At 67.9% G+C, this 22,856-nt stretch carries 24 protein-coding genes, 1 tRNA gene and 1 pseudogene; 12 read left to right on the forward strand and 14 right to left on the reverse strand.

Annotated elements, in window-relative coordinates; translation table 11 throughout:
• Positions 1 to 38: 38 nt before the first annotated feature.
• The 6 genes from cobA to DIE17_RS28180 all read right to left on the reverse strand — a co-directional run bounded on the left by cobA (position 39) and on the right by DIE17_RS28180 (position 6,241).
• Positions 39 to 788: a uroporphyrinogen-III C-methyltransferase gene (gene cobA / locus DIE17_RS28155; protein WP_124521532.1), complete on the reverse strand. Its 750-nt coding sequence runs from the start codon at positions 786 to 788 to the stop codon at positions 39 to 41.
• An 88-nt stretch (positions 789 to 876) separates the two neighbouring features.
• The gene (locus DIE17_RS28160; protein WP_124488475.1) at positions 877 to 2,193 is read right to left on the reverse strand and encodes a sulfate adenylyltransferase subunit 1; all 1,317 of its coding nucleotides are present in this window, start codon (positions 2,191 to 2,193) and stop codon (positions 877 to 879) included.
• A 22-nt stretch (positions 2,194 to 2,215) separates the two neighbouring features.
• Positions 2,216 to 3,178, reverse strand: coding sequence for a sulfate adenylyltransferase subunit CysD (gene cysD / locus DIE17_RS28165; protein WP_044845620.1), 963 nt, complete (start codon positions 3,176 to 3,178; stop codon positions 2,216 to 2,218).
• Between the two features lie 75 nt (positions 3,179 to 3,253).
• Positions 3,254 to 3,997, reverse strand: coding sequence for a phosphoadenylyl-sulfate reductase (locus DIE17_RS28170; RefSeq protein ID WP_044845619.1), 744 nt, complete (start codon positions 3,995 to 3,997; stop codon positions 3,254 to 3,256).
• The gene (locus tag DIE17_RS28175) at positions 3,994 to 4,536 is read right to left on the reverse strand and encodes a DUF934 domain-containing protein (RefSeq protein WP_044845618.1); all 543 of its coding nucleotides are present in this window, start codon (positions 4,534 to 4,536) and stop codon (positions 3,994 to 3,996) included. Before DIE17_RS28175 ends, DIE17_RS28170 begins: the two co-directional genes overlap by 4 nt.
• A gap of 25 nt (positions 4,537 to 4,561) precedes the next feature.
• Positions 4,562 to 6,241, reverse strand: a complete 1,680-nt coding sequence (locus DIE17_RS28180; RefSeq protein ID WP_044845617.1) for a nitrite/sulfite reductase — start codon at positions 6,239 to 6,241, stop codon at positions 4,562 to 4,564.
• Between the two features lie 217 nt (positions 6,242 to 6,458).
• Here DIE17_RS28180 and DIE17_RS28185 point away from each other — a divergent pair, with 217 nt between their 5' ends.
• The 4 genes from DIE17_RS28185 to DIE17_RS37570 all read left to right on the forward strand — a co-directional run bounded on the left by DIE17_RS28185 (position 6,459) and on the right by DIE17_RS37570 (position 9,135).
• On the forward strand, positions 6,459 to 7,400 hold the full coding sequence (locus DIE17_RS28185) for a CysB family HTH-type transcriptional regulator (RefSeq protein WP_009689198.1): 942 nt from the start codon (positions 6,459 to 6,461) through the stop codon (positions 7,398 to 7,400).
• A 64-nt stretch (positions 7,401 to 7,464) separates the two neighbouring features.
• Positions 7,465 to 8,622: an ABC transporter substrate-binding protein gene (locus DIE17_RS28190; RefSeq protein ID WP_124521530.1), complete on the forward strand. Its 1,158-nt coding sequence runs from the start codon at positions 7,465 to 7,467 to the stop codon at positions 8,620 to 8,622.
• A gap of 105 nt (positions 8,623 to 8,727) precedes the next feature.
• A tRNA-Leu gene (locus DIE17_RS28195) sits at positions 8,728 to 8,812 on the forward strand.
• Positions 8,813 to 8,964: 152 nt separating this feature from the next.
• Positions 8,965 to 9,135, forward strand: coding sequence for a hypothetical protein (locus DIE17_RS37570; protein WP_185500424.1), 171 nt, complete (start codon positions 8,965 to 8,967; stop codon positions 9,133 to 9,135).
• 28 nt (positions 9,136 to 9,163) lie between these two features.
• Here the strand turns inward: DIE17_RS37570 and DIE17_RS28200 are convergent, their stop codons facing one another.
• Positions 9,164 to 10,066 carry a LysR family transcriptional regulator gene (locus tag DIE17_RS28200; RefSeq protein WP_124488478.1) on the reverse strand — a complete coding sequence of 301 codons (903 nt, stop codon included), beginning with the start codon at positions 10,064 to 10,066 and terminating at the stop codon, positions 9,164 to 9,166.
• Between the two features lie 119 nt (positions 10,067 to 10,185).
• On the opposite strand from DIE17_RS28200, the gene DIE17_RS28205 reads away from it, so the two are divergent.
• Both DIE17_RS28205 and DIE17_RS28210 read left to right on the forward strand, forming a co-directional pair.
• Positions 10,186 to 10,923: an SDR family oxidoreductase gene (locus DIE17_RS28205; RefSeq protein WP_124488479.1), complete on the forward strand. Its 738-nt coding sequence runs from the start codon at positions 10,186 to 10,188 to the stop codon at positions 10,921 to 10,923.
• A 43-nt stretch (positions 10,924 to 10,966) separates the two neighbouring features.
• Complete coding sequence (locus DIE17_RS28210) at positions 10,967 to 11,866, forward strand: SDR family oxidoreductase (RefSeq protein WP_124488480.1); 900 nt, start codon at positions 10,967 to 10,969, stop codon at positions 11,864 to 11,866.
• A gap of 31 nt (positions 11,867 to 11,897) precedes the next feature.
• Here DIE17_RS28210 and DIE17_RS28215 read toward each other — a convergent pair whose 3' ends face one another.
• Positions 11,898 to 12,788: an alpha/beta fold hydrolase gene (locus DIE17_RS28215; RefSeq protein ID WP_124521528.1), complete on the reverse strand. Its 891-nt coding sequence runs from the start codon at positions 12,786 to 12,788 to the stop codon at positions 11,898 to 11,900.
• 105 nt (positions 12,789 to 12,893) lie between these two features.
• Here DIE17_RS28215 and DIE17_RS28220 point away from each other — a divergent pair, with 105 nt between their 5' ends.
• Positions 12,894 to 13,781, forward strand: a complete 888-nt coding sequence (locus tag DIE17_RS28220) for a LysR family transcriptional regulator (protein WP_124521526.1) — start codon at positions 12,894 to 12,896, stop codon at positions 13,779 to 13,781.
• Between the two features lie 125 nt (positions 13,782 to 13,906).
• On the opposite strand, the gene DIE17_RS28225 is transcribed toward DIE17_RS28220, so the two are convergent.
• From DIE17_RS28225 to DIE17_RS28235, 3 genes are all read right to left on the reverse strand, one after another.
• The gene (locus tag DIE17_RS28225; RefSeq protein ID WP_124521524.1) at positions 13,907 to 14,836 is read right to left on the reverse strand and encodes a LysR family transcriptional regulator; all 930 of its coding nucleotides are present in this window, start codon (positions 14,834 to 14,836) and stop codon (positions 13,907 to 13,909) included.
• Positions 14,837 to 15,025: 189 nt separating this feature from the next.
• A complete protein-coding gene (locus tag DIE17_RS28230; RefSeq protein WP_044845613.1) occupies positions 15,026 to 15,799 on the reverse strand; it encodes an SDR family oxidoreductase in 774 nt (257 codons plus the stop codon).
• A 192-nt stretch (positions 15,800 to 15,991) separates the two neighbouring features.
• On the reverse strand, positions 15,992 to 16,492 hold the full coding sequence (locus DIE17_RS28235) for a DinB family protein (RefSeq protein WP_044845612.1): 501 nt from the start codon (positions 16,490 to 16,492) through the stop codon (positions 15,992 to 15,994).
• Between the two features lie 210 nt (positions 16,493 to 16,702).
• On the opposite strand from DIE17_RS28235, the gene DIE17_RS28240 reads away from it, so the two are divergent.
• Positions 16,703 to 17,419: a pseudouridine synthase gene (locus DIE17_RS28240; protein ID WP_124521522.1), complete on the forward strand. Its 717-nt coding sequence runs from the start codon at positions 16,703 to 16,705 to the stop codon at positions 17,417 to 17,419.
• 105 nt (positions 17,420 to 17,524) lie between these two features.
• A complete protein-coding gene (locus tag DIE17_RS28245; RefSeq protein WP_124521520.1) occupies positions 17,525 to 17,713 on the forward strand; it encodes a hypothetical protein in 189 nt (62 codons plus the stop codon).
• On the opposite strand, the gene DIE17_RS28250 is transcribed toward DIE17_RS28245, so the two are convergent.
• Positions 17,696 to 18,733 carry an NAD-dependent epimerase/dehydratase family protein gene (locus tag DIE17_RS28250; RefSeq protein WP_124521609.1) on the reverse strand — a complete coding sequence of 346 codons (1,038 nt, stop codon included), beginning with the start codon at positions 18,731 to 18,733 and terminating at the stop codon, positions 17,696 to 17,698. The two genes, DIE17_RS28245 and DIE17_RS28250, sit on opposite strands and share 18 nt — an antisense overlap.
• Positions 18,734 to 18,839: 106 nt before the next feature.
• On the opposite strand from DIE17_RS28250, the gene DIE17_RS28255 reads away from it, so the two are divergent.
• The 3 genes from DIE17_RS28255 (at position 18,840) to DIE17_RS28265 (ending at position 21,821) form a co-directional block, all read left to right on the forward strand.
• Positions 18,840 to 19,871: a CDP-6-deoxy-delta-3,4-glucoseen reductase gene (locus tag DIE17_RS28255; RefSeq protein ID WP_044845608.1), complete on the forward strand. Its 1,032-nt coding sequence runs from the start codon at positions 18,840 to 18,842 to the stop codon at positions 19,869 to 19,871.
• Between the two features lie 296 nt (positions 19,872 to 20,167).
• A complete protein-coding gene (locus DIE17_RS28260; RefSeq protein WP_044845607.1) occupies positions 20,168 to 21,352 on the forward strand; it encodes an acetylornithine transaminase in 1,185 nt (394 codons plus the stop codon).
• A 13-nt stretch (positions 21,353 to 21,365) separates the two neighbouring features.
• A complete protein-coding gene (locus DIE17_RS28265; protein WP_124521518.1) occupies positions 21,366 to 21,821 on the forward strand; it encodes a GNAT family acetyltransferase in 456 nt (151 codons plus the stop codon).
• Positions 21,822 to 21,842: 21 nt separating this feature from the next.
• On the opposite strand, the gene DIE17_RS28270 is transcribed toward DIE17_RS28265, so the two are convergent.
• The gene (locus DIE17_RS28270; RefSeq protein ID WP_124521516.1) at positions 21,843 to 22,514 is read right to left on the reverse strand and encodes a DUF2278 family protein; all 672 of its coding nucleotides are present in this window, start codon (positions 22,512 to 22,514) and stop codon (positions 21,843 to 21,845) included.
• Between the two features lie 265 nt (positions 22,515 to 22,779).
• Positions 22,780 to 22,856 (reverse strand): annotated as a pseudogene (locus DIE17_RS28275) (ABC transporter ATP-binding protein); the annotation flags it as partial.

The following is a 22,856-nucleotide window of genomic DNA, read 5'->3' on the forward strand; positions in this document are numbered from 1 at the left end:
AGCCGGCGCTTTTTTTGCCTGCGGATCGCACGTTTGACTCAGGCCGCATCCTGCAACGCACCGCCCTCTTTCACGTGCCGCACGCGTTCGGCGAACGCATCGCCGATCATCAGCAGGCTCGGTTCCGCCGGGTCGAGCCACGCCTGCGCGCCGCCCGCCGCCATCTGCCCGAGCGTCAGCGTCAGCGTGCGCTCGCGCGCGGTGCTGCAAGCCTCGACGATCGCCACCGGCGTCGCGCTCGCACGGCCCGCGTCGATCAGTTCCTGCGCGATGCCCGGCGCACTGTCGCGGCCCATGTAGTAGACGATCGAATCGGCGCGCGCGGCCTCGCGAATCTCGTCGCTGCCCGGTGCGCGGCTGTGCGTCGCGAACGCGACGCTGCGCGACACGCCGCGCAACGTCAGCGAGCGCTTCAGCGTCGCCGCGCCGGCCAGCGCCGCGGTGATGCCCGGCACGACCTCGTAGTCGATGCCCGCCGCTTCGAGCGCGCGCATTTCCTCTTCGGCGCGACCGAACAGCATCGGGTCGCCGCCCTTCAGGCGCACCACGCACGCGTGCTCGCGCGCCGCGTCGACGATCTGCTTGTTGATGAAATGCTGCGCGGTCGAACGCTGCCCGCAACGCTTGCCGACCGCGATCTTGCGCGCGTTCGGTGCGTAGTCGAGCATCGCCGGCTCGACGAGCGCGTCGTGCAGCACGACGTCGGCTTGTTCGAGCAGCCGCATGCCGCGCACCGTGATGAGGTCCGCGGCGCCCGGCCCTGCTCCGATCAGATATACCTTGCCCATGTTTGTCGCTTCGCTTGGGGTCCTGCTCGTGCGGACGGCGGCCGGCCCGCGCCGCCGCGAGGGCGGCGCTGACCGCCGGTTAAGCCCGTTACGCCGAGAACGCCCGAATCATGCCGGCGGCGACCGTGTGGTGCGTCGCCTCGTCGATCAGCACGAACGCGCCCGTGCCCGGGTGCGCATCGTAGGTGTCGCAGACGATCGGCTTCTGCAGCGTCAGCGCGACGCGGCCGATGTCGTTCATCTTCAGTTCCTGGCGGTCGGTCGCGTGCGACAGCGTATGCACGTCGAGCACTTCCTTGACCGCGCCGATCTTCGCGAACACCGTGCTCGTGGTCTGCTTCAGCAGGTACTTGCGCTGCGGCGACAGCGGCGTCTCGTCGAACCAGCACAGGTCCGCCTCGAGCTTCTTCGCCGGCGCGACCGTCTCGGCGGTCGTGACGAACATGTCGCCGCGCGACACGTCGACGTCCTGTTCGAGGCGAATCGTCACCGTCTGGCCCGCGAACGCGTGCGCGACCGCCGCCGTGCCGCCCGGCACCGGCGCGATGATCTCGGCGACCGTCGCAGTGCGGTTCGACGGCAGCACGACGATTTCGTCACCGACCTTCACCTCGCCCGATTCGATCCGGCCCATGTAGCCGCGGAAATCGTCGGCCGAGCTGCCGTCCTGGCGTGCGACCCACTGCACCGGGAAGCGCAGCGCGTCATGCGCCTGCGTCTCGACCGGCAGCGATTCGAGCACGTCGAGCAGCGGCTCGCCCGCGTACCACGGCATGCGCTCGCTCGCGCCGACGATGTTGTCGCCCTTCAGCGCCGACACCGGCACGAAACGCACGTCCTTCAGGCCGAGCTGCTTCGCGAGCGCGACGTACGCGTCGCGGATCTCGTTGAAGCGTGCTTCGCTGTAGTCGATCAGGTCCATCTTGTTGATCGCGACGATCACGTGCTGCAGCGCGAGCAGCTTCACGATCGCGCTGTGACGCTTCGTTTGCGGCAGCAGTTCCGCCACGCCGTTCTCGATCGTCACGCGCGTCGCGTCGACCAGGATGATCGCCGCATGCGCGGTCGATGCGCCCGTCACCATGTTGCGCGTGTACTGCTCGTGGCCCGGCGTGTCGGCGATGATGAACTTGCGCTTCGCGGTCGCGAAATAGCGGTAGGCGACGTCGATCGTGATGCCCTGCTCGCGCTCGGCTTCGAGCCCGTCCGTCAGCAGCGCGAGGTCGATCTCGTCGCCGACCGTGCGCTTGTTCTTCGCGCGCGACAGCGCGGACAGCTGGTCCGACAACACGGCCTTGCTGTCGTACAGCAGGCGGCCGATCAGCGTGCTCTTGCCGTCGTCGACGCTGCCCGCCGTGATGAAACGCAACACGCCGAGGTCTTCGGTGTTCTCGATGATGCTCATGATGTGAATGTCCTCGTGTGCTTCAGAAATAACCTTGCTTCTTGCGCTGTTCCATCGCGGCTTCGGATGCCTGGTCGTCCATCCGGGTCGCGCCGCGTTCGGTGATCTCGGTCACCGCCGTCTCGGCGATGATCTTCTCGACGTCGTCCGCGTCGCTCTCGACCGGGCACGTGCAGCTGATGTCGCCGACCGTGCGGAAGCGCACCTGCGCGAGTTCGCTCGTCTCGCCGTCACGCATCGGCGTGAGCGGCGTGACCGGCACGAGCAGCCCGTTGCGACGCACGATCTCGCGCTGGTGCGCGTAGTAGATCGACGGCAGTTCGAGGTTTTCGCGCGCGATGTACTGCCACACGTCGAGTTCCGTCCAGTTCGAGATCGGGAACACGCGCAGGTGCTCGCCGTTGTGCAGGCGCGCGTTGTACAGGCTCCACAGTTCCGGGCGCTGCGCCTTCGGATCCCACTGGCCGAATTCGTCGCGGAACGAGAAGATCCGCTCCTTCGCGCGCGCCTTCTCTTCGTCGCGGCGCGCGCCGCCGATCAGCGCCGTGTAGCCGTGCTGTTCGATCGTCTCGAGCAGCGTGACGGCCTGTGCGGCGTTGCGCGAATCGGTTTCGCGGCGCAGCACGACGGTGCCGCGCTTGATCGAATCCTCGACGTGGCCGACCACCAGCTCGGCGCCGAGCTCCTGCGCGCGGCGGTCGCGGAAGTCGATCACTTCCTCGTAGTTGTGGCCCGTGTCGATGTGCACGAGCGGGAACGGCAGCGTCGTCTTGCGGTTCGCGCCGAGGCCGAACGCCTTCAGCGCAAGGTGCAGCACGACGACCGAGTCCTTGCCGCCCGAGAACAACAGCGCCGGCTTGCTGCATTCGGCAACGAGTTCGCGCAGGATGTGGATCGACTCGGCTTCGAGCCAGTCGAGGTGGCCCATGCGGTCGTCGGCACCGGTGGGCGGGGCAAAGGCGGATTGCTCGAGCGTCGTGCTCATGATTTCAGTCCTTCTCTTCTGGGTTCGTGCCGCCCGCTGTCGCGGGCGGCGCAATATTCGGTTTCTTGTCGGCTTTCAGTGCGCGGCGCCGGCTTCGGCGTTCGCGGGAATCGGCGTGATCGTGATGTGCAGCCCGCATTCCTTCGTGTCGCGCGACTCCCACCACCAGCGGCCCGCCCGGCTGTCCTCGCCCGGGCGGATCGCGCGCGTACACGGCTCGCAGCCGATGCTCGGATAGCCGCGCGCGTGCAGCGGGTTGACCGGCACGTCGAACGCCTTCAGGTACGCCCACACGTCGGCTTCCGTCCAGTCTGCGAGCGGGTTGTACTTCGCGATCCCGCGCGCTTCGTCCTGTTCTTCCTCGTGCAGCTCCGCACGCGTGACCGACTGCTCGCGACGCTGGCCCGTGACCCACGCGCCGACGTCGGCCAGCGCGCGGTTCAGCGGCTCGACCTTGCGGATGTGGCAGCACGACTTGCGCAGCTCGACGCTTTCGTAGAACGCGTTCAGGCCGTGCTCGGCGACGTACTGGTCGACCGCGTCCTGCTGCGGATGAAACTGCTCGATCTCGTAGCCGTAGCGCTCGCGCACGCGGTCGATCATGCCCAGCGTTTCCGCATGCAGGCGGCCGGTGTTCAGCGAGAAGATGCCGATCGACACGCCCTTCGACAGGATCGCGTGCGTGAGCAGCATGTCTTCCGCGGCGAGGCTGCTCGCGAACTTCACCTTCTCGTGGCGCGCGCCGATCTGCGCGAGCAGCGCGTCGAGGCGCTCGACCTTCGCGGCCAGTTCGGGCGTCAGTGCGGTCGCGGCGCTCATGCGCTCACCTTCGCGTCGGCCGCGGCCGCGCGGCGGCGGAACAGCGGCGCCGGCTCGTCGAATGCGCCCTGGTAACGCTGCGTGAATTCGCCGAACGCGTTCAGCGCATCGTGGATGTCCTTGTCGGCACGCACCGCGAACGCGTCGAAGCCGCAACGCGACATGTACAGCAGCTGGTCGCGCAGCACGTCGCCGATCGCGCGCAGCTCGCCGGTCCAGCCGTGGCGCTCGCGCAGCAGGCGCGCGATGCTGTAGCCGCGGCCATCCGCGAAGCGCGGGAAATCGACGGCGATCAGCGAGATCGCACCGAAGTCGGCCACGAGATCGGCCGGCTCGCTGTCCGGCGCGAGCCACACGCCGAGTTCGTCCTTCGTCTTCGCGGCGACGAGCGCCGCGCGCTCGGCCTGCCACAGGGTGAACGGCACCAGCACCTTGCCGGCCGGCAATGCGTCGACCGCGGGCAGCGCACCGTCTTCCGCCGCGCGCACGACCTGCCATGCGTCGTCGATCACTGCGCGGTTCTTGATAATCGAAGCCATCTGCAAATTCCTTCTACCCGGTTGGTTACGCGTTGACTGCCTGGCGCGCCGCATACACGCGCTCCTTGAACGGAGCGATGCCGATGCGGTCGTACGTGTCGATGAAGCGCTCGCCGTCGATGCGTGCCTCGACGAACGTGTCGATCAGCTTCGCGATCACGCCCGGCACTTCCTCCGCGGAGAACGACGGCCCGATCACGCGGCCGAGGCGCGCGCCGTTGCGGCCCGTGCCCTGCTCGCCGCCGAGCGACACCTGGTACCACTCGGCACCGTCCTTGTCGACGCCGAGGATGCCGATGTTGCCCACGTGATGATGACCGCACGAGTTCATGCAACCGGAAATGTTCAGCGACAGGTCGCCGAGATCGTACACGTAGTCCAGATCTTCGAAACGCTGCTGGATCGCCAGCGCGATCGGGATCGACTTCGCGTTCGCGAGCGAGCAGAAATCGCCGCCCGGGCACGCGATGATGTCGGTCAGCAGGCCGACGTTCGGCGTCGCGAAGCTGGCCGCCTTCGCCTTTTCCCACACCGTGAACAGGTCGCGCTTCTTCACGTTCGCGAGGATCAGGTTCTGCTCGTGCGACACGCGCAGTTCGCCAAGCGAGTACGCGTCTGCCCAGTCGGCCACCAGGTCCATCTGCGCGTCGGTCGCGTCGCCCGGGGCGACGCGGTGGTCCTTCAGCGACAGCGTGACCGCGGCATAGCCCGGCACCTTGTGCGGCGCGACGTTGCGCTCGACCCAGCGCGCGAACGCCTTGTTCTCGAGCAGGTGCTGTTCGAACGACGCGTCGGTGTCGGCCAGCTTCTCGTAGACGGGCGGCTGGAAGTACTGCGACACGCGGTCGACTTCCGCCTGCGTGAGCGTCGACGGGCCGTCCTTCAGGTGCTGCCACTCTTCCTCGACCTGCTGCGCGAACTTCGCGGGCGACAGCGCCTTCACGAGGATCTTGATACGCGCCTTGTACAGGTTGTCGCGGCGGCCGTAGCGGTTGTATACGCGCAGCACGGCTTCGCAATAGGTGAGCAGGTGCTGCCACGGCAGGTCTTCCTTGATCACCGCGCCGATGATCGGCGTACGGCCGAGGCCGCCGCCCGCGAGGATGCTCGCGACCACCTCGCCCTGCGCGTTCTTCTTCAGGTACACGCCGAGATCGTGGATCTGCACGGCCGCGCGGTCGTGCGTCGAGCCCGACACCGCGATCTTGAACTTGCGCGGCAGCCACGCGAATTCGGGATGGAACGTCGACCACTGGCGCAGGATTTCCGACCACGGACGCGGATCGATTTCCTCGTCCTGGGCGACGCCCGCGAACTGGTCCGCCGTGATGTTGCGGATGCAGTTGCCCGAGGTCTGGATGCCGTGCATCTGCACCGACGCGAGCTTCGCGAGGATCTCCGGCGTTTCCTCGAGCTGGATCCAGTTGAACTGGATGTTCGAGCGGGTCGAGAAGTGGCCGTAGCCGCGGTCGTGTTCGCGGGCGATGCGCGCCAGCATCCGCAGTTGGTCGCTGCGCAGGTTGCCGTACGGAATCGCGATGCGGTGCATGTATGCGTGGCGCTGCATGTACAGGCCGTTCTGCAGGCGCAGCGGACGGAATTCTTCTTCGCTCAACTCGCCCGACAGCCGGCGGCGCACCTGATCGCGGTACTGCGCGACACGCTCGTCGACGATCGTCTGGTCGTATTGGTCGTACTGATACATTCGGGGACCCCAGGGGTTTTCGTGGTGACCGCGCGACGTCCTAGCCACGTCGCGCCCGAATCTCCGTTCCGCCGCCATCGCCGGCCTTGCGCGGCCCGGCTGGATTGCTAATGACGAAAACAGATATCCATATTTGAAAAACTCCGGTGAATCGTAATAAACTCGCCTTATATTTCAAACGACTAAAAAATTCTGTTGATATGCGGAAGGGTTATAAATGAACCTGCACCAATTTCGCTTCGTGCGCGAGGCCGTCCGGCAGAATTTCAACCTCACCGAGGCCGCCAAGGCGCTCTACACGTCGCAACCGGGGGTGTCGAAGGCGATCATCGAGCTCGAGGACGAGCTCGGCGTGGAGATCTTCACGCGGCACGGCAAGCGCGTGCGCTCGCTCACCGAGCCGGGCAGGATCATCCTCGCATCGGTCGAGCGGATCCTGCAGGAAGTTGAAAGCCTTAAAAGGGTCGGAAAAGATTACGCGGCGCAGGATCAGGGCAACCTGACGATCGCCGCCACCCACACGCAGGCCCGCTACTCGCTGCCGGCCGCGATCGCCGAGTTCAAGAAGCGCTTCCCGAAGGTGCACCTGTCGATCCTGCAGGGCAGCCCGACGCAGGTCGCCGAGATGGTGATCCACGACCAGGCCGATCTCGCGATCGCGACCGAGGCGATCGCCGACTACAAGGAACTCGTGTCGCTGCCCTGCTTCCAGTGGCATCACGCGGCCGTGGTGCCGGCCGACCATCCGCTACTCGAACGCAAGCCGGTCACGCTGGACGATCTCGCGCAGTACCCGCTGATCACGTACGACGACGCGTTCGCCGGCCGCAAGAAGATCAATCATGCGTTCGCGCTGCGCGGGCTGTCGCCGGACATCGTGCTGGAGGCGATCGACGCCGACGTGATCAAGACCTACGTCGAACTCGGCCTGGGCGTCGGGATCATGGCCGACATCGCATTCAACCCGGAGCGCGACCGCAACCTGCGGCTGATTCCGGTCGGCCACCTGTTCGGCAGCAACGTGACGCGTGTCGCGCTCAAGCAGGGCGCCTATTTGCGCAGCTATGTGTATACGCTCGTCGAGCTGCTGTCGCCGACGCTGAACCGCAAGCTGATCGAGCAGGCGCTCAAGGGCGAATCCGAATCGTACGAGCTTTGACAGACAGGTATAACGACAGGGGCGCAAATCGCGCCCCTTTTTATTGCCCGACGGAGATTTCCGCATGACGCTTCCCGCCCTGTTGCGCCGCGCCGCCGGCGCCGCCCTCATGCTCGCCTGCGCGGCCGCGCATGCCGACCTGAAGGTCGGCGTCGACCTGTCGTCGACCGGCCCGGCCGCCGCGATCGGCATCACCAGCAAGAACGCAATCCTGATGTGGCCGAAGACGATCGCCGGGCAGCCGGTGCAGGTGACGGTGCTCGACGACGCGTCCGACCCGGGCGCGGCCGTGCGCAACATCCGCAAGCTGGTCGACGAGGATCGCGTCGACGTCGTGGTCGGGCCGAACATCACGCCGGCCGCGCTCGCGGCGCTCGACGCGGTAGCCGCCGCCCAGACGCCGATGATCACGCTGGTCGGCTCCGGCGCGATCGTCGAGCCGCAGGAAGGCGCGCGGACCTGGGCATTCAAGATGGCGCAGAGCGACAGCGCGATGGCCGACGTGATGACGCGCTACATGGCCAACCACGGTGTGAAGACGGTCGGCTTCATCGGCTTCGCGGACAGCTATGGCGACAGCTGGCTGAACGAATTCACGCGCTTCGCGGAAGTCCGCAAGATCCGCGTGATCGCGACGGAACGCTTCAACCGCACCGACGCGAGCGTCACCGGCCAGGCACTGAAGCTGATCGCCGCGAAGCCCGACGCGATCCTGATCGCCGGCTCGGGCACGCCGGCCGTGCTGCCGCAACGCACGCTGATCGAGCGCGGCTACAAGGGCGCGATCTACCAGACGCACGGGATCGCCACGCCGGAATTCATCAAGCTCGGCGGCAAGGACGTCGACGGGACGCTGTTCCCGACCCAGCCGGTGGTCGTCGCGCGCACGCTGCCTGCCGACCATCCGGCACGCAAGGCCGCGCTCGCGTTCGTCGATGCGTATGAAGCGAAATACGGCGCCGGCACGGTCACCCAGTTCGCGGGCGACGCGGCGGGCGTGTACCCGCGCCTCGCCGACGCGGTCGGCCGCGCGCTCAAGGCCGCGCAGCCCGGCACGCCGGGCTTCCGCGCGGCGCTGCGGCGCGAACTCGAACGCGCGCACGAACTCGTCGTGCCGAACGGCGTCGTCAACACCAGCGACAAGGATCACGTGGGGCTCGATCAGCGCGCGAGCGTGATGGGGATCGTGAAGCAGGGCCGATTCGTCTATCTGAGCCAGTAACGCACGGGCGGTCGCCGGACAGCTTGCCCGGTGCCCCGTTTTCCGCCATAATTCGCGTTTCGCCGCGCACAATCCGTACGAATCGCACGCGCGGCCAGGATCAAAGCCCAGGTGGTGAAATTGGTAGACGCAGGGGACTCAAAATCCCCCGCCGCAAGGCGTGCCGGTTCGATTCCGGCCCTGGGCACCAGTCTTTCGCAGCGTCAATGCGCTGCACTGTCGAAACCCGCGCAAGCTCGCCGCTTCGCGGGTTTTTTGTTTGTTGCGCGCGCCACGCACGCCGCAACGCACGCCCTTGCCCGGCGGTCCAAGCATCAGGACACGCAAGCACGGAGGCCGCTCATGTCCACGCGCGTCTTCTTTTCGAGCCCGATCCGCCGCTGCGTGCTTGCCGCGCTGTTGTCGATCATGCTGGGCGGATGCGACCTGCTGCGCGAGCCGCCCGTGCCCGACTGGCCAGGGCCGCACGCGCCCTACCCGTTCCCGGACAGCATCCCGCACCGCACCGAGTGAACCGATGGCGCCCCGCCGCCCGACGCACTCAGGCCATCAACTCGCGGACGAACTCCAGAAACACCCGCACTTTCGCGGCAACGAGGTTCGACGCATGGTGATACGCATAAAGCGGGAACGTCTCGTCCGCCCATTCCGGCAGCAGCTGGACCAACCGCCCTTCGGCCACGACGTCGCGGGCATAGAGTTCCAGCAGTTGCGCAATGCCGACGCCGCCAACGCACGCGCCGAGCAACCCGCCGGTGTCATTCACCATCAGTCTGCCGGCGACGTCGACCGGCACGACTTCCTTGCCGCGATGAAATTCCCATTCGTACGGTCGCCCCGTCACCGGATCGCGAATCAGCACGCACCGGTGACCGGCCGCGAGATCCCGCGGGTGTCGCGGTTCGCCATGACGCGCGACGTACGCGGCCGACGCGCAGGTCAGCACGCGCGTCTCGAGCAGCAGTCGCGCACGATATGACGACGGCTCCGGGATGCCGAAGCGCACTGCCACATCGAATCCGTCGGCGACGAGGTCGCCCATCCGATCCCGCGCGCTGATCTCGACCGACAGGTCGGGAAAGCGGTCGAGGAATTCCGCCATCCGCGGCGCGAGCACGTAGTGGCCGAACGTGCCGTCCACGTTCACGCGCAGCCGCCCCCTCACGCGCGCCTTCGACTGGCCGGCGTCGAGCGCCGCCTCCTCGATGCCGGCCAGCAGCGGCGCGACCGCCTCGTAAAAGCGTCGCCCTTCGTCGGTCAACGTGATCGCACGCGCCGTCCGGTTGAAGATGCGGATGCCGACGCGTTGTTCCAGTCGGGCGACGGCGCGGCTCACTGCCGGTTGGGTCAGTCCCATCGCCTCGCCTGCCCGCGCGAAGGTGCCGGCCTCGATCACCGCGGAGAGCACGCCGATACCGCTGAGCAGCCTGCTGTCGAACCCCATAAGACATACTTCCAGTCATTCATTGACTGACCATTATTCATTATTTTTATTGATCGAAGAAGCCTACATTAGTCCTGTCGCCGGATGGAACGGCATTCAACCCTCATCAGGAGCAGGAAATGAGCACATCGGAACAGGTCGCCCTCGTCACAGGTTCGTCGCGCGGCATCGGTGCGGAAATCGCCCGCCAGCTCGCCCGGGACGGCTTCCGGGTCGTCGTCAACTATGCCGGCGGCGCCGGGCCGGCCCGCGAAGTCGTCGATGCGATCCTCGCCGACGGCGGCCATGCCGTCGCCGTGCAGGCGAACGTCGCCGACCCGGCGGCCGTGGCCGCGCTGTTCGACGCCGCCCACGAGGCATTCGGCGGCCTGGATGTGGTGGTCAATTCCGCGGGCGTGATGAAGCTGGCGGCGATCGCCGACTGCGACGATGCGCTCTTCGACGAAACAATCGCCATCAACGTGAAAGGCGCGTTCAACGTATGCCGCGAAGCGGCAAGGCGCGTGCGCGACGGCGGACGCATCATCAACCTGTCGACCAGCGTGATCGGCATGCGCATGCCGACTTACGGCGTGTACGTGGCAAGCAAGGCGGCGGTCGAAAGCCTCACGCAGGTACTCGCGCAGGAAATGCGCGGGCGCGGTGTCCGCGTGAACGCCGTCGCGCCGGGGCCGGTCGCCACCGAACTGTTCCTGCAGGGCAAGAGCCCCGAGCTGGTCGATCGGCTCGCGAAGCTGAACCCGCTCGAGCGGCTGGGCCAGCCCGACGACATCGCGCGCGTCGTCGCCTTCCTCGCCAGCCCGGACGGCGCGTGGATCAACGGCCAGATCCTCCGCGCCAACGGCGGGATGTGCTGACGGACCGCTCGCAGCCGCCTCGCTTTCCTCCAGGAGATCGCTCATGAAGCAAGTTGTCCTCGTCACCGGCGCGTCCAGCGGCTTCGGCTTGCTGACGGCCCAGGCGCTCGCCCGCGCCGGTCACACGGTCTATGCATCGATGCGCGAGAGCGCCGGGCGCAATGCGCCGCGCGTCGCCGCCATCGCTGCCTATGCGCAGGAACACGGCGTCGACCTGCGCAGCCTCGAACTCGACGTCGGCGACGACGCATCGGTCGGCGCAGCAATCGACCGCGTGATCGCCGACAACGATCGTCTGGACGTCGTCATTCACAACGCCGGCCACATGGCGTTCGGGCCGGCCGAAGCATTCACGCCCGAGCAGCTCACGCAGCTCTACGACGTCAACGTCGTGTCGACCCAGCGCGTCAACCGCGCGGCGCTGCCGCACCTGCGCCGTCAGGGCCGCGGTCTGCTCGTGTGGGTTTCGTCGTCGTCGGCGCGCGGCGGCACCCCGCCGTTCCTTGCCCCTTACTTCGCCGCGAAAGCCGCGATGGACTCGCTCGCGGTGTCCTACGCCGCCGAACTCGCCCGCTGGGGTATCGAAACATCGATCGTCGTGCCGGGCGCGTTCACCCGCGGCACGAATCACTTCCTCCATGCGGGCAAGCCGGCCGATACCGCCGTGCAGGCTGCCTACGACAGCGGGCCGTACGCGGGCGTCGCCGATCAGGCGTTGAGCGGCCTCGCCGCGCTTGAACCGGCGGACGCCGACGCCGGCGCCGTCGCGACGGCGATTGTCGAGCTCGTCGCGGCGCAGCCCGGCAAGCGCCCCTACCGCGTATTCGTCGATCCGTCGCAGGACGGCGCGGAGGAAGTGTTCCGCATCGGCGATCGAATCCGCCGCGAAATGTTCAGGAATATCGGGCTCGCCGATCTGCTCGCGCCCCGGGTCGGCGGTTGAGCGCCGTTTGCGCGCCGCGCCGGCCGGCCCGTCAACCGCGCTCGCAGAACCGCAGAATCGCGTCGGCAACGACCGCCGGCGCCTCGCGCTGCGGAAAATGCCCGACGCCGTCCAGCACGACGCGCTCGTAGCGGCCGGTGAAGAACCGCTCGCGCCCTGCAGAGGTCTCCGGTGCAGTGCAGGCGTCCGCGCCGCCGTGCAGCACGAGCGTCGGCACCGACAGCACCGGTGCGGGTATCAGTTGCGCGTCGTCTTCCGCGTATGCGGCCCCGCCGTCGACGAATCCCCAGCGATAACGGTACGAGTGCAGCACCACGTCGATCCAGTCCGGGCCGTCGAAGGCAGTCGCGGCCGCGTCGAAGTCGCGTTCGTCGTACCAACCGGCCGGCGACCACGTATCCCACATCAGGCGCGCGAACGCCCGGCGATCGTCGCGCAGCGCCTGCTCGCCGCGCGGCGTCGCCAGGAACCAGTGGTACCAGTAGTTGCGCGCCTGCGGCAGCGACAACGGCTGGGCCGGGTCGTTCGTGCCGTATCCCACCGACAGCATCACCAGATGCGAGGCCGCGCCGTCGCGCAACCCGCACGCGTTCGCAACCGCGCGCGCACCCCAGTCGTGCCCGACCAGCACGGGCCGCTCGATGCCGAGCGCGTCGATGAATTCGAGCAAGTCGCGGCCAAGCGCTGCGAGCCGGCCGCTGCGCGGCGTCGCGGGATCGCGAAAGCGGGTCGGCGCGAAACCGCGCAGCGCGGGCGCGAGCACGCGGTAGCCGCGTGCGGCCAGCGTTCGAGCCACGGCCTCCCAGCCGACCGGGCTGTCCGGCCAGCCGTGCAGCAGCACGGCCACGCGTTCGCCGCGCGGGTTCCATTCGAGATAGGCGAGTTCGAGCGACGCGGTTGTCGCATAGCGGTAAGCGGTCATGTGCACTCCGGTTGGTCAGCCTGAATGCCCGATGGTAGGCCCGTCTCTCATCACGATTCGCGGCGTATCATGACTCATTCTTCAAGTATCGTGGTGAATCAACCGATGGAACCGCTGACCGATCCCGCGTCGACCGCGCTCGACATCGCGCTGTTGCGTACCTTCCTCGAAGTCGTCGACAGCCGCGGCTTCGCGCCGGCCGCGGAGCGCCTCGCGCTGACGCCGTCCGCGGTCAGCGGCCACATCAAGCGGCTCGAGCAGGCGGCCGGCACGGTGCTGCTCGCGCGCACGACGCGCCGCATCGCGCTCACGCCGGCCGGCGACACGCTGTACGCGTACGCGCGCAACATCGTCGACATGGAGCGCGAAGTGCGCGCGAGGCTGCGCGGCGCGCCGGCGCATGGCCGGCTGCGGGTCGGCGCGTCGGAGGATTTCGCGGGCGCATGGTTGCCGCAGGTGCTGCGCACGTTTCGCGACAGTCATCCGCGCACATCGATCGAACTGAAGGTCGGGATCACCGCGGCGCTGCTGCGCGAGCAGACGCTGGGCCGGCTCGACGTCGTGTTCGGCAAGCAATGCAGGCAGGTCGACGCGCCGGGCGAACTGCTGTGGGAAGAACCACTGGTATGGGCGTTCGCGTCGGATATGGCAATCGACACCGAAGGCGATGTGCCGCTCGCGCTGTTCCCGGAGCCGTGCGTGTACCGGGAAGCCGCGGTGTCCTCGCTCGCCGCCGCGCTGCGGCCGTTTCGCGTGCTGTTCGAAAGCGCCAGCATGGCCGGCTGCATATCGGCCGCGCTGGCCGGCTTCGCGGTCACGGCGCTCGCGCGCAGCCAGCTGCGCGACGGCCTGCGCGCATGTGGGGCGAATGACGGCCTGCCGGCGTTGCCGGCCGCGTGCTTTTACGCGTTCGCGTCGAAGCCCGACGGCGCCTGCGCCGCGCTGATCGACGCGGTGCGGGCGACCGGGCGCACGCGGCAGTTCGCCGCCTGAGTGCGCGACGCGATGGCCGCACGTGCCGGACGTACCGCGCATGCCGCGTCGCACCGACGCCGATCGATCGGCGTCACCGGCCGGCGAATGGCGGGCGGCCCGCAGTTGCGGCCACGACGCCGCTTTCAGTCGCCGCTGCCGGCCGCGCCCGTGTCGTTCAATGCATCCGCCATCAACTCCCCGAACCATTCGATGAACGCGTTGAGCCGTCTCGACCGGTGCCGCCGATGCGGATATACGGCCGACACGTCCATCGGCGCGGCCCGATGGCCGGGCATCACCTCGACCAGCGCTCCGCTGTCGAGCAGATGCACGACGTCGAAGCGCGGAATCTGGATCAGCCCCATGCCTGCGATGCAGCTCGCGATATAGGTTTCAGCGTTGTTGACGATCACGCGGCTCGGCAGCGTCAGCGTATGCCGCCCGCCGTCCGCGCAGTATTCCCAGCCGAGCTCGCGGCCGGTCGTCGGCGACGCATAGCCGATCGCCCAGTGCCCGTGCGCAAGCGCATCGGGATGCTCGGGCACGCCGCATTCGCGCAGGTAGTCGGGGCTCGCGCAGTTGATCAGCGCGAACTGCCCGAGCGGCCGCACGACGAGGCTGCTGTCCGCGAGCCGCCCGACCCGGATCGCGCAGTCGACACCCTCCTGCACGAGATCGATCGAGCGGTCGGTCGAGCCGAGCGACAGTTGCAGCTTCGGGTAGCGGCGAAACAGCGACGGCAGCGCGGGGGCGATCACGCGGCGCGCGATCCGGCTCGGCGCATCGACGTTCAGCCGCCCGATCACGTCGCGATCGCGACGCCGGAACAGCCGGTCGAGCTCGTCGGCTTCCGCGAGCAGGCGCCGGCCACGCTCCAGCAGCAGCGCGCCGTCGGCAGTCAGCTGGACCTGCCGCGTCGTACGGTGCAACAGGCGCGTGCCGAGCGCGGTCTCGAGCTGCTGGACGGCGGCCGACACGGTCGCGCGCGGCACGTCGAGCGCGTGGGCGGCCTTGATGAAGCTGCCCATCTCGGCAACCTGAAGGAAGATTCTGACCTGATCCAGCTTGTCCATCGGCAGGCAGAGAACGTGGGTTCGGACGACCGCGGCCGGCAGGCGCCGCGCGTCGCGGCCGATTCCGGCGGCACAGATGAAACGGGCGCGCGGCGTTGTGTCCGCGCGCCCGTCCATTGTCCATGCAAACGGTCCATTGCGGGTCGCCGCGCACACGACGACCGCCGGCACGGCCCGTTACCGCGTCGGTTACTTGGTCGTATAGCCGCCGTTGATCAGAATCGTCTGCCCGGTGATCCACCAGCCGTCGGTCACGAGATGACGGATGAACGGCACGACGTCCTCGATGTCGGTGAGGCCCGTCTTGCTGAACGGCGACAGCGCGGCGGCCGTCTTGTGATACGCGACCGCGTCGGCACCTTCGGCCGGGTAGAAGAACGGCGTATCCATCGGGCCGGGCCCGACCGCCGTCACCGAGATGCCGCGCGCGCCGTACTCCTTCGACGCCGCGCGCGTGAAGTGCTCGACCGGCGCCTTCGATCCTTCGTAGGCTGCATAGAACGGCGTGAACGCGCCGAGCAGCGACGTCACGAGCGTGACGAGCTTGCCGTGATCCTCGAGGTGCCGCCCCGCTTCCTTGATGAAGAAGAACGCCGACTTGCTGTTCACCGCGAACATCTCGTCGTACTCGGCCTCGGTGATTTCGGTGAACGGCTTCTTCAGCACCTTGCCGACGGTATTGATCGCGATGTCGATCTTGCCGAAGCGCTGCTTCGCATCGCCGAACAGCTTCTCGACCGCGGCGGCCGTCGTCAGGTCGGCCTGGAACGTCGCGGCTTCCGCGCCGGCCGCGCGCACGGCAGCGGCCGTCTCTTCGGCCTGCGCCTGCGATGCCGCGCTGTTGTAGTGAATCGCCACCGCCTTCGCGCCGTGGCCGGCCAGGTCCCGGGCGATCAGCCCGCCGAGATTCTTGGCGCCGCCTGCGATCAGGACGACCTTGTCTGCGAGCGTATGAGTAGCCACGGTTGACTCCTGTTTGCGTTGAATGAAGCTAGGAGTGTAGGCACGCGCGACGTGCCGGTCAGCCGGGCACGGCTGGATGAATTATCCAGAAAAACGATCCAATCAGGCATCCGGAACGGTGGGCTGCCCCACCGACGAACGCGACGAAATCCGCTCGACGCGACACGATGCACGGCCGCCGGGCCGTACGGTTCAGCGCGCGTACAGCGCCGCGTCGATCTTGCCAAGCAGCCACTGCATGCCGGCCAGATGCTGCTGGTCGTGGCTGCACAGGTAATGGACGAGACCGCGCACGGTCAGCGCGCCGTAGCCTTCGAACTCGCCGGTGCGCGCAAACTGCCCGGGCGTGAGGCGCGACACGAGGTCGAGCGTCTCGCGCCGCGCGTCGCGAATCGCCGCGAGCACGTCGGACGCGTACGCGGCGTCGTAGCGGCGCTCGAGCGCGAGCGCATCGCCGTCGACCGACACGAGCAGCGGGTGATCTTCGTCGAGCATCCGCCGCAGCCGCACGTGGTAGCCGTCGATTTCGATGTCGCGCACGTGGCAGAGCTGCCCGAGCGGCGAGAAATGCTCGCTCGGGATCCCGCTCCAGTCGTCGGGGGTCCAGCGCGCGTAGCCGTCCGGCACGGCGGCGAAATGGGCTTCGAGCTGACGGGGGAAATCGGCGAGTGCATCGAGCGTCGTCGGATTCATGCGGCGAACTCCGTGTCGGATGGAGACGGCGATAGCCCGGGTACGGGCGTGCCGCCGTCGTGGCGCGACTTCACGCTGAAGCCGTACGCCCCTTGCATGCGACGTCCACTTTCCGTGAAGAACAAACGTGCGGCGCGGCGCTCCGGCAGCTTACCAGCGCGGGCGGGTTCGTGCCGGTGCCGGCGCGTGGCTTGATAGAATGCGCGCGCTATGGATCTCGAAAGCATTCTCTACACGCAGGGCTTCGGCTCGCGCCGCCAGTGCCGCGGCCTGATCGAAACGGGCCGCGTCACCGTCGCGGGCGCGAGCGCGACCGACCCCGACGCGTCGTTCGACACCGACGGCCTCGTGTTCACGGTCGACGACACCGCGTGGCCGTTCCACGCCCGCGCGTATCTCGCGCTCAACAAGCCGGCCGGCTACGAGTGTTCGCGCGAGCCGCAACACCACGCGAGCGTGTTCAGCCTGCTGCCCGCGCCGCTCGTCGCACGCGGCGTGCAATGCGTCGGCCGCCTCGACCAGGACACGACGGGCCTGCTGCTGCTGTCCGACGACGGTCAGTTCGTGCACGCGTACACGTCGCCGAAGCGCAAGGTGCCGAAAACCTACGTCGCCACCGTGCGCCACCCGCTCGACGACACGCAGCTGGACGCGCTGCGCGCCGGCGTGCAGCTCCACGGCGAGCCGAAGCCGATCGCGGCGGTCGCCGCCGACGCGCGCGACACGCACGCGCTCGCGCTGACCGTCCTCGAAGGCAAATATCATCAGGTGAAACGCATGGTCGCGGCCGCGAGCAATCGCGTCGAGGCGCTGCACCGCGAAAGCATCGGCGGGTTCACGCTGCCGGACGACCTGGCGCCGGGCGCGTGGCGCTGGCTCGGGGAAGACGACCTTTCAGCCCTGCGCAATCCCGTCAAAACCCTGTAAGGGAAAATCCGCACGATCGTTCGATGTCGGGCCGCGTCGCGGCCGCCCGATCCCCCGCTATACTGAAATCACAAGCTGTACGAGCAGCAATGCAGGGGAGACATCATGAACTTCAACCATTCTTTCGAACTGTCGTACGTGACGATCGCGTTCGCGGTCGTGGGCGCCATCGTGATCGGCGCGCTGCTGGCCGCGATGCACATGAAGCACAAATACCATCCGAACCTGATCGGCGCGCTGATCGGCGCGCTGTTGTGCTTCCTGCTGATCGAGGCGTTACCGGCGCTGACCTGACGCGCCGCGCGGCGCGAGCGTTTGAAGGAATTCGTCTACGGTCGGATAGCGCAACGTCACGCACAATTCGGCCTTGAGCCGCGCATTGGACAGGCGCCGCGACTCGCGCATGAACGACAGGAGCGCCGGCTCGAGTTGCTGCTCGGCGTCCGCGCGGCTGATCCGCGGCGGCGGCGGCAGGCCGAACACCTGCGCGACCCGGTCGAAATACTCTCCCATCCGCAGTTCGCTGTCGTCCGACGCGTGCACGGCGCGCGCCGGCTTGCCCCGCACGGCCGCACGACGCAGGATCGCCGCGAGATCGTCGGCGTGGATGTGGTTCGTGTAGACGTCGTCGGCCGCGTCGAGTGCCGGCGTGCCGCGCTCGAGCCGCGCGAGCGGCAGCCGGTTCGCCGCGTAGATGCCGGGAATGCGCACGATGCGCGCGGACAGCACGCCGCGCACCGTCGCCGCCCGCAGCTGACGCTCGGCCGAGACGCGCCGGAACGCGCGCGGATTCGCGGGGCGCAGCGGCTGCGTTTCGTCGATTCGCGCGCCGCCGCAGTCGCCGTAGACGCCCGTCGTGCTGGCGTAGACGAGCGTCGGCGCGCGAAGGGCGTCGGGTACAATACGCGCTTCCCGCACCGGCACGCCGGCCTGTCGGGTCGCGGCGCGCAGCGTGCGGAGCCGGCCGACCGACGACACCGCCGGTGCGGACGGCCGCCGCGCAGGCACGGACAATGCGGCGATCAGCGCACGGGTGCGGCGATCGTCGCGGCCGTCGGATTGCGGCGGCGCGAGATGCAGGATCGTGCGGGCGAGGCCCGCGATACGTCCGAGCGTCGCCCGGCGATCGAGGTCGCCGACGAGCGGCGTCGCGCCTGCCGCGCGCAGTTCGTCGCGGCGGCCCGGATGGCTCGTCAGCGCGACGATGCGCAGGTTGCGGCGCGCATCGCGCCATTGCGCGACGCAGCGCAGGCCGACGTCGCCGCAGCCGACGATCAGGACGCGCGGCCGGCGCAGGATTCGAGTCGCGATCATGTTGGTTGCGAAATCAGTAGCCACCGTTGCGCGGCGCGCAACGGGTTTGCATTGTAGCTGCCGTGCGCGATATGCACGGTCCCCACATTTTGTTCTATTTGGTTCTATGGCATTCAACGTTACTCTCAAGCAAAGCGGCCGGCAGTTCCAGGTCGAGTCGGACGAAACCGTGCTGGCGGCGGCGCTGCGCCAGAACGTCCATCTGCCGTACGGGTGCAAGAACGGCGCGTGCGGCTCCTGCAAGGGCCAGATCGTGTCGGGCCAGATCGAACAGGGCCCGCACGCCGCGTCGGCACTGTCCAACGACGAGCGCACGCGCGGCCTCGCGCTGCTGTGCTGCTCGAAGGCGCAATGCGACCTCGAGATCGACGTGCGTGAAATCGCCGGTGTCGACGGCGTGCAGGTGAAGAAGCTGCCGTGCCGGATCGCCGCGCTCGAGCGCCGCGCCGACGACGTGATGGTCGTGAAGCTGCAGCTGCCGGCCAACGAGCGCCTGCAATACCTCGCGGGCCAGTACGTCGAGTTCATCCTGAAGGACGGCTCGCGCCGCAGCTACTCGATGGCGAACGCGCCGCACGAGGAAGGCCCGATCGAGCTGCACATCCGCCACATGCCGGGCGGCAAGTTCACCGACCACGTGTTCGGCGCGATGAAGGAACGCGACATCCTGCGCTTCGAAGGCCCGCTCGGCACGTTCTTCCTGCGCGAGGACTCCGACAAGCCGATCGTGCTGCTCGCATCGGGCACCGGCTTCGCGCCGATCAAGGCGATCGTCGAGCACGTGAAGCACCGGGGCATCACGCGTCCGATGACGCTCTACTGGGGCGCACGCCGCAAGAAGGACATCTACCTCGGCGAGCTCGCCGAGCAATGGGCGCGCGAGATCCCGAACTTCAAGTACGTGCCGGTGCTGTCCGAGCCGGACGACGCCGACCAGTGGACCGGCCGCACCGGCTTCGTCCATCGCGCGGTGATCGAGGACCTGCCCGATCTGTCGGGCCACCAGGTGTACGCATGCGGCGCGCCGGTGATGGTCGAATCCGCACAGCGCGACTTCACGCAGCACCACGCGCTGCCGGCCGACGAGTTCTACGCGGACTCGTTCACGAGCGCCGCCGATCTCGCGCATCCGGTCTGAGCCCCGGGCGCGCCCGCGCGCCCCGCTGCGCGCCGCCGTGTCACATCCGTGGCATCGCGGCGGTTTACAGTGGGGCGCGGGATGCCTTATGCTTGCGCACATGAACCGCTTCCTGTCCGCACTTCGACGTCGCCGCTCGCCGCTCCGCCCGGATGCCGCCGGCTCGTCACGGACTCGCGCGTAACCTACTCCTCCGCTTCACCGGTTACGCACAAGCTGTTCGACCCACCAGCCACGGCCTTCCGTGGCTTTTTTATTGCCCGCTTACCTTTCAACGTCCGCTGGAGTCTGCTGCCATGCCCCTGAACGATTACCCGATCGACTCGCTGATGTACATCACGAACCGCCCCGACATCGTGTTTACGCACGGCAAGGGTTCGTGGCTCTACGATCACACGGGCAAGCGCTATCTGGACTTCATTCAGGGCTGGGCCGTCAACAGCCTCGGCCACTGCAACGACGGCATCGTCGAAGCGCTGAAGACGCAGGCGGAGAAGCTGCTGAACCCGTCGCCCGCGTTCTACAACGAACCGATGGCGAAGCTCGCCGGCCTGCTCACGCAGCACAGCGTATTCGACAAGGTGTTCTTCACGAACAGCGGCGCGGAAGCGAACGAAGGCGCGATCAAGCTCGCGCGCAAGTGGGGCCGCAAGTTCAAGAACGGCGCGTACGAGATCATCACGTTCGACCACAGCTTCCACGGCCGCACGCTCGCGACGATGTCGGCCAGCGGCAAGCCGGGCTGGGACACGATCTACGCACCGCAGGTGCCGGGCTTCCCGAAGGCCGAGCTGAACGACATCAACTCCGTCGAGAAGCTGATCACCGACAAGACCGTCGCGGTGATGCTCGAGCCGATCCAGGGCGAAGGCGGCGTGATCCCGGCGACGCGCGAATTCATGCAGGCGCTGCGCGCGCTGACGAAGCAGCACGACCTGCTGCTGATCGTCGACGAAGTGCAAAGCGGGTGCGGCCGCGCGGGCACGCTGTTCGCGTACGAGCTGTCCGGTATCGAGCCGGACATCATGACGCTCGCGAAGGGCATCGGCGGCGGTGCACCGCTCGGCGCGCTGCTGTCGAAGGCCGACGTCGCGGTGTTCGAGGCCGGCGACCAGGGCGGCACGTACAACGGCAACCCGCTGATGACGGCCGTCGGCTATTCGGTGATCTCGCAGCTCGTCGCGCCCGGCTTCCTCGAAGGCGTGCGCGAGCGCGCCGAATACCTGAAGCGCAGGCTGCTCGAACTGTCGGAGGAACGCGGCTTCGAGGGCGAACGCGGCGAAGGCCTGCTGCGCGCGCTGCTGCTCGGCAAGGACATCGGCCCGCAGATCGTCGAGAAGGCCCGCGACATGCAGCCCGACGGCCTGCTGCTGAACGCTGCGCGCCCGAACCTGCTGCGCTTCATGCCCGCGCTGAACGTCACGACCGAGGAAATCGACCAGATGATGGCGATGCTGCGGTCGATCCTCGACACGCTCTAAGGAAACCACCGCGATGGATGCCGCCGCCGATGCTGTCGCGATCCGCCCGTTCGAACGCACCGACACCGATGCCGTGCTGGCCGTGTGGCGCGATGCGTTCCCGCAGTACGACGAAGCCGGCGCGCCGCCGCACCGCGATCCGCTGCGCTCGATCGAGCTGAAGCTCGCGACGCAGCCGGAGCTGTTCTTCGTCGCGACGTGCGGCGCGCGGGTCGTCGGCACGCTGATGGCGGGTTTCGACGGACATCGCGGCTGGCTCTACTCGTTCGGCGTGTCGAACGACGCGCGGCGGCTCGGCATCGGCCGCGCGCTGATCGCGCATGCGGAACGCGCGCTCGCCGCGCGCGGCTGCCTGAAGATCAACCTGCAGGTGCTGCCCGGCAACGACGATGCATGCCGCTTCTATGCGGCGCTCGGCTATCGCGTCGAGGAACGCATCTCGTTCGGCAAGACGCTGCCGGCCGCGTGACGCCGCCGGCAGCCGCCGCGTTCAGCGCGTGATCGGCCCCGCGTCCGGCAGCGGATTGCCGAGCGCGTCGGTCGGCACGGCCTGCTGCTCGAACGCCGCGAAATACGCGGCCCACTGCGACTCGCTCACGCGCACGATCAACGCGCCGTCCTGCCAAACGTCGTTGTGATCGTTGTGGTCGTTGCCCGCGCGATGCAGGTAGTTCGCGCCTGTCGAACCCTGGTTCATGTGCGTGTCGTGGATGCCGTTGCCCTCCCTATACGTGCGGCCGAACACGACGACGTCGAGCCCCTGCGACTGCGCGGCATTGACGAGTCGCAGCAGCGACGGGATCGGCTCCGCGTTCTCGGTGCCGTCCATCACCGCGCTGGCACGCCATGCGCCCGTCTCGTTCAGGATGTCGCTGCGCAGATAGTCGAGCGCCGGCAGCGCGGTTTGCCCGGTGAGATCGGTATAGCCTTCGGCCGCGGCCGCGAGCGTCGCCGTGACCGGATGATGGAAATCGTAGACGAGCTTGTAGTTCAGCAGGTCGTCCGCGTCGTTGGTGCCGACGTTGATCGCGACGTCCCAGTCGCCGGACGGCAATGCGAGCGTCAGGTGGATGTGATACTGGATCTCGCTGCCGTGTGGCGAGCCTTTCAGCTGCGCCACCGACGTCACCTTCGCCTTCACGAAACCGTAATCCAGACTCATGGGTGCTCTCCGTGTCCCGATGAACCGACCATGCTACGCAGCCTGCGTGACGGTTGGTGGACGGCAGGTAGCGGACGGCGTTCGTGCTACCGTGTCCCGCACCGCATGGTCGGCGTCACGGTCGAATGCATGGAGTCGCATCCGCGTGCGCAGTTCGCCGCCGGGCGCGCCGCACGAAAAAAAGGCTGTCACGGTATCCCGTGACAGCCTTTCGAAAGCCCTTGCGCGGCACGCCGGCATCCGCCGCCGCGCCGGGCCCGCTCATTTACTCACCCAGATACGCAGCCCGCACCTTCGGATCGTCGAGCATCTGCTTGGCGTCGCCTTCCATCGTGACCGTGC

The organism is Burkholderia sp. Bp9099, assembly GCF_003857805.1.
Lineage (GTDB): Bacteria > Pseudomonadota > Gammaproteobacteria > Burkholderiales > Burkholderiaceae > Burkholderia.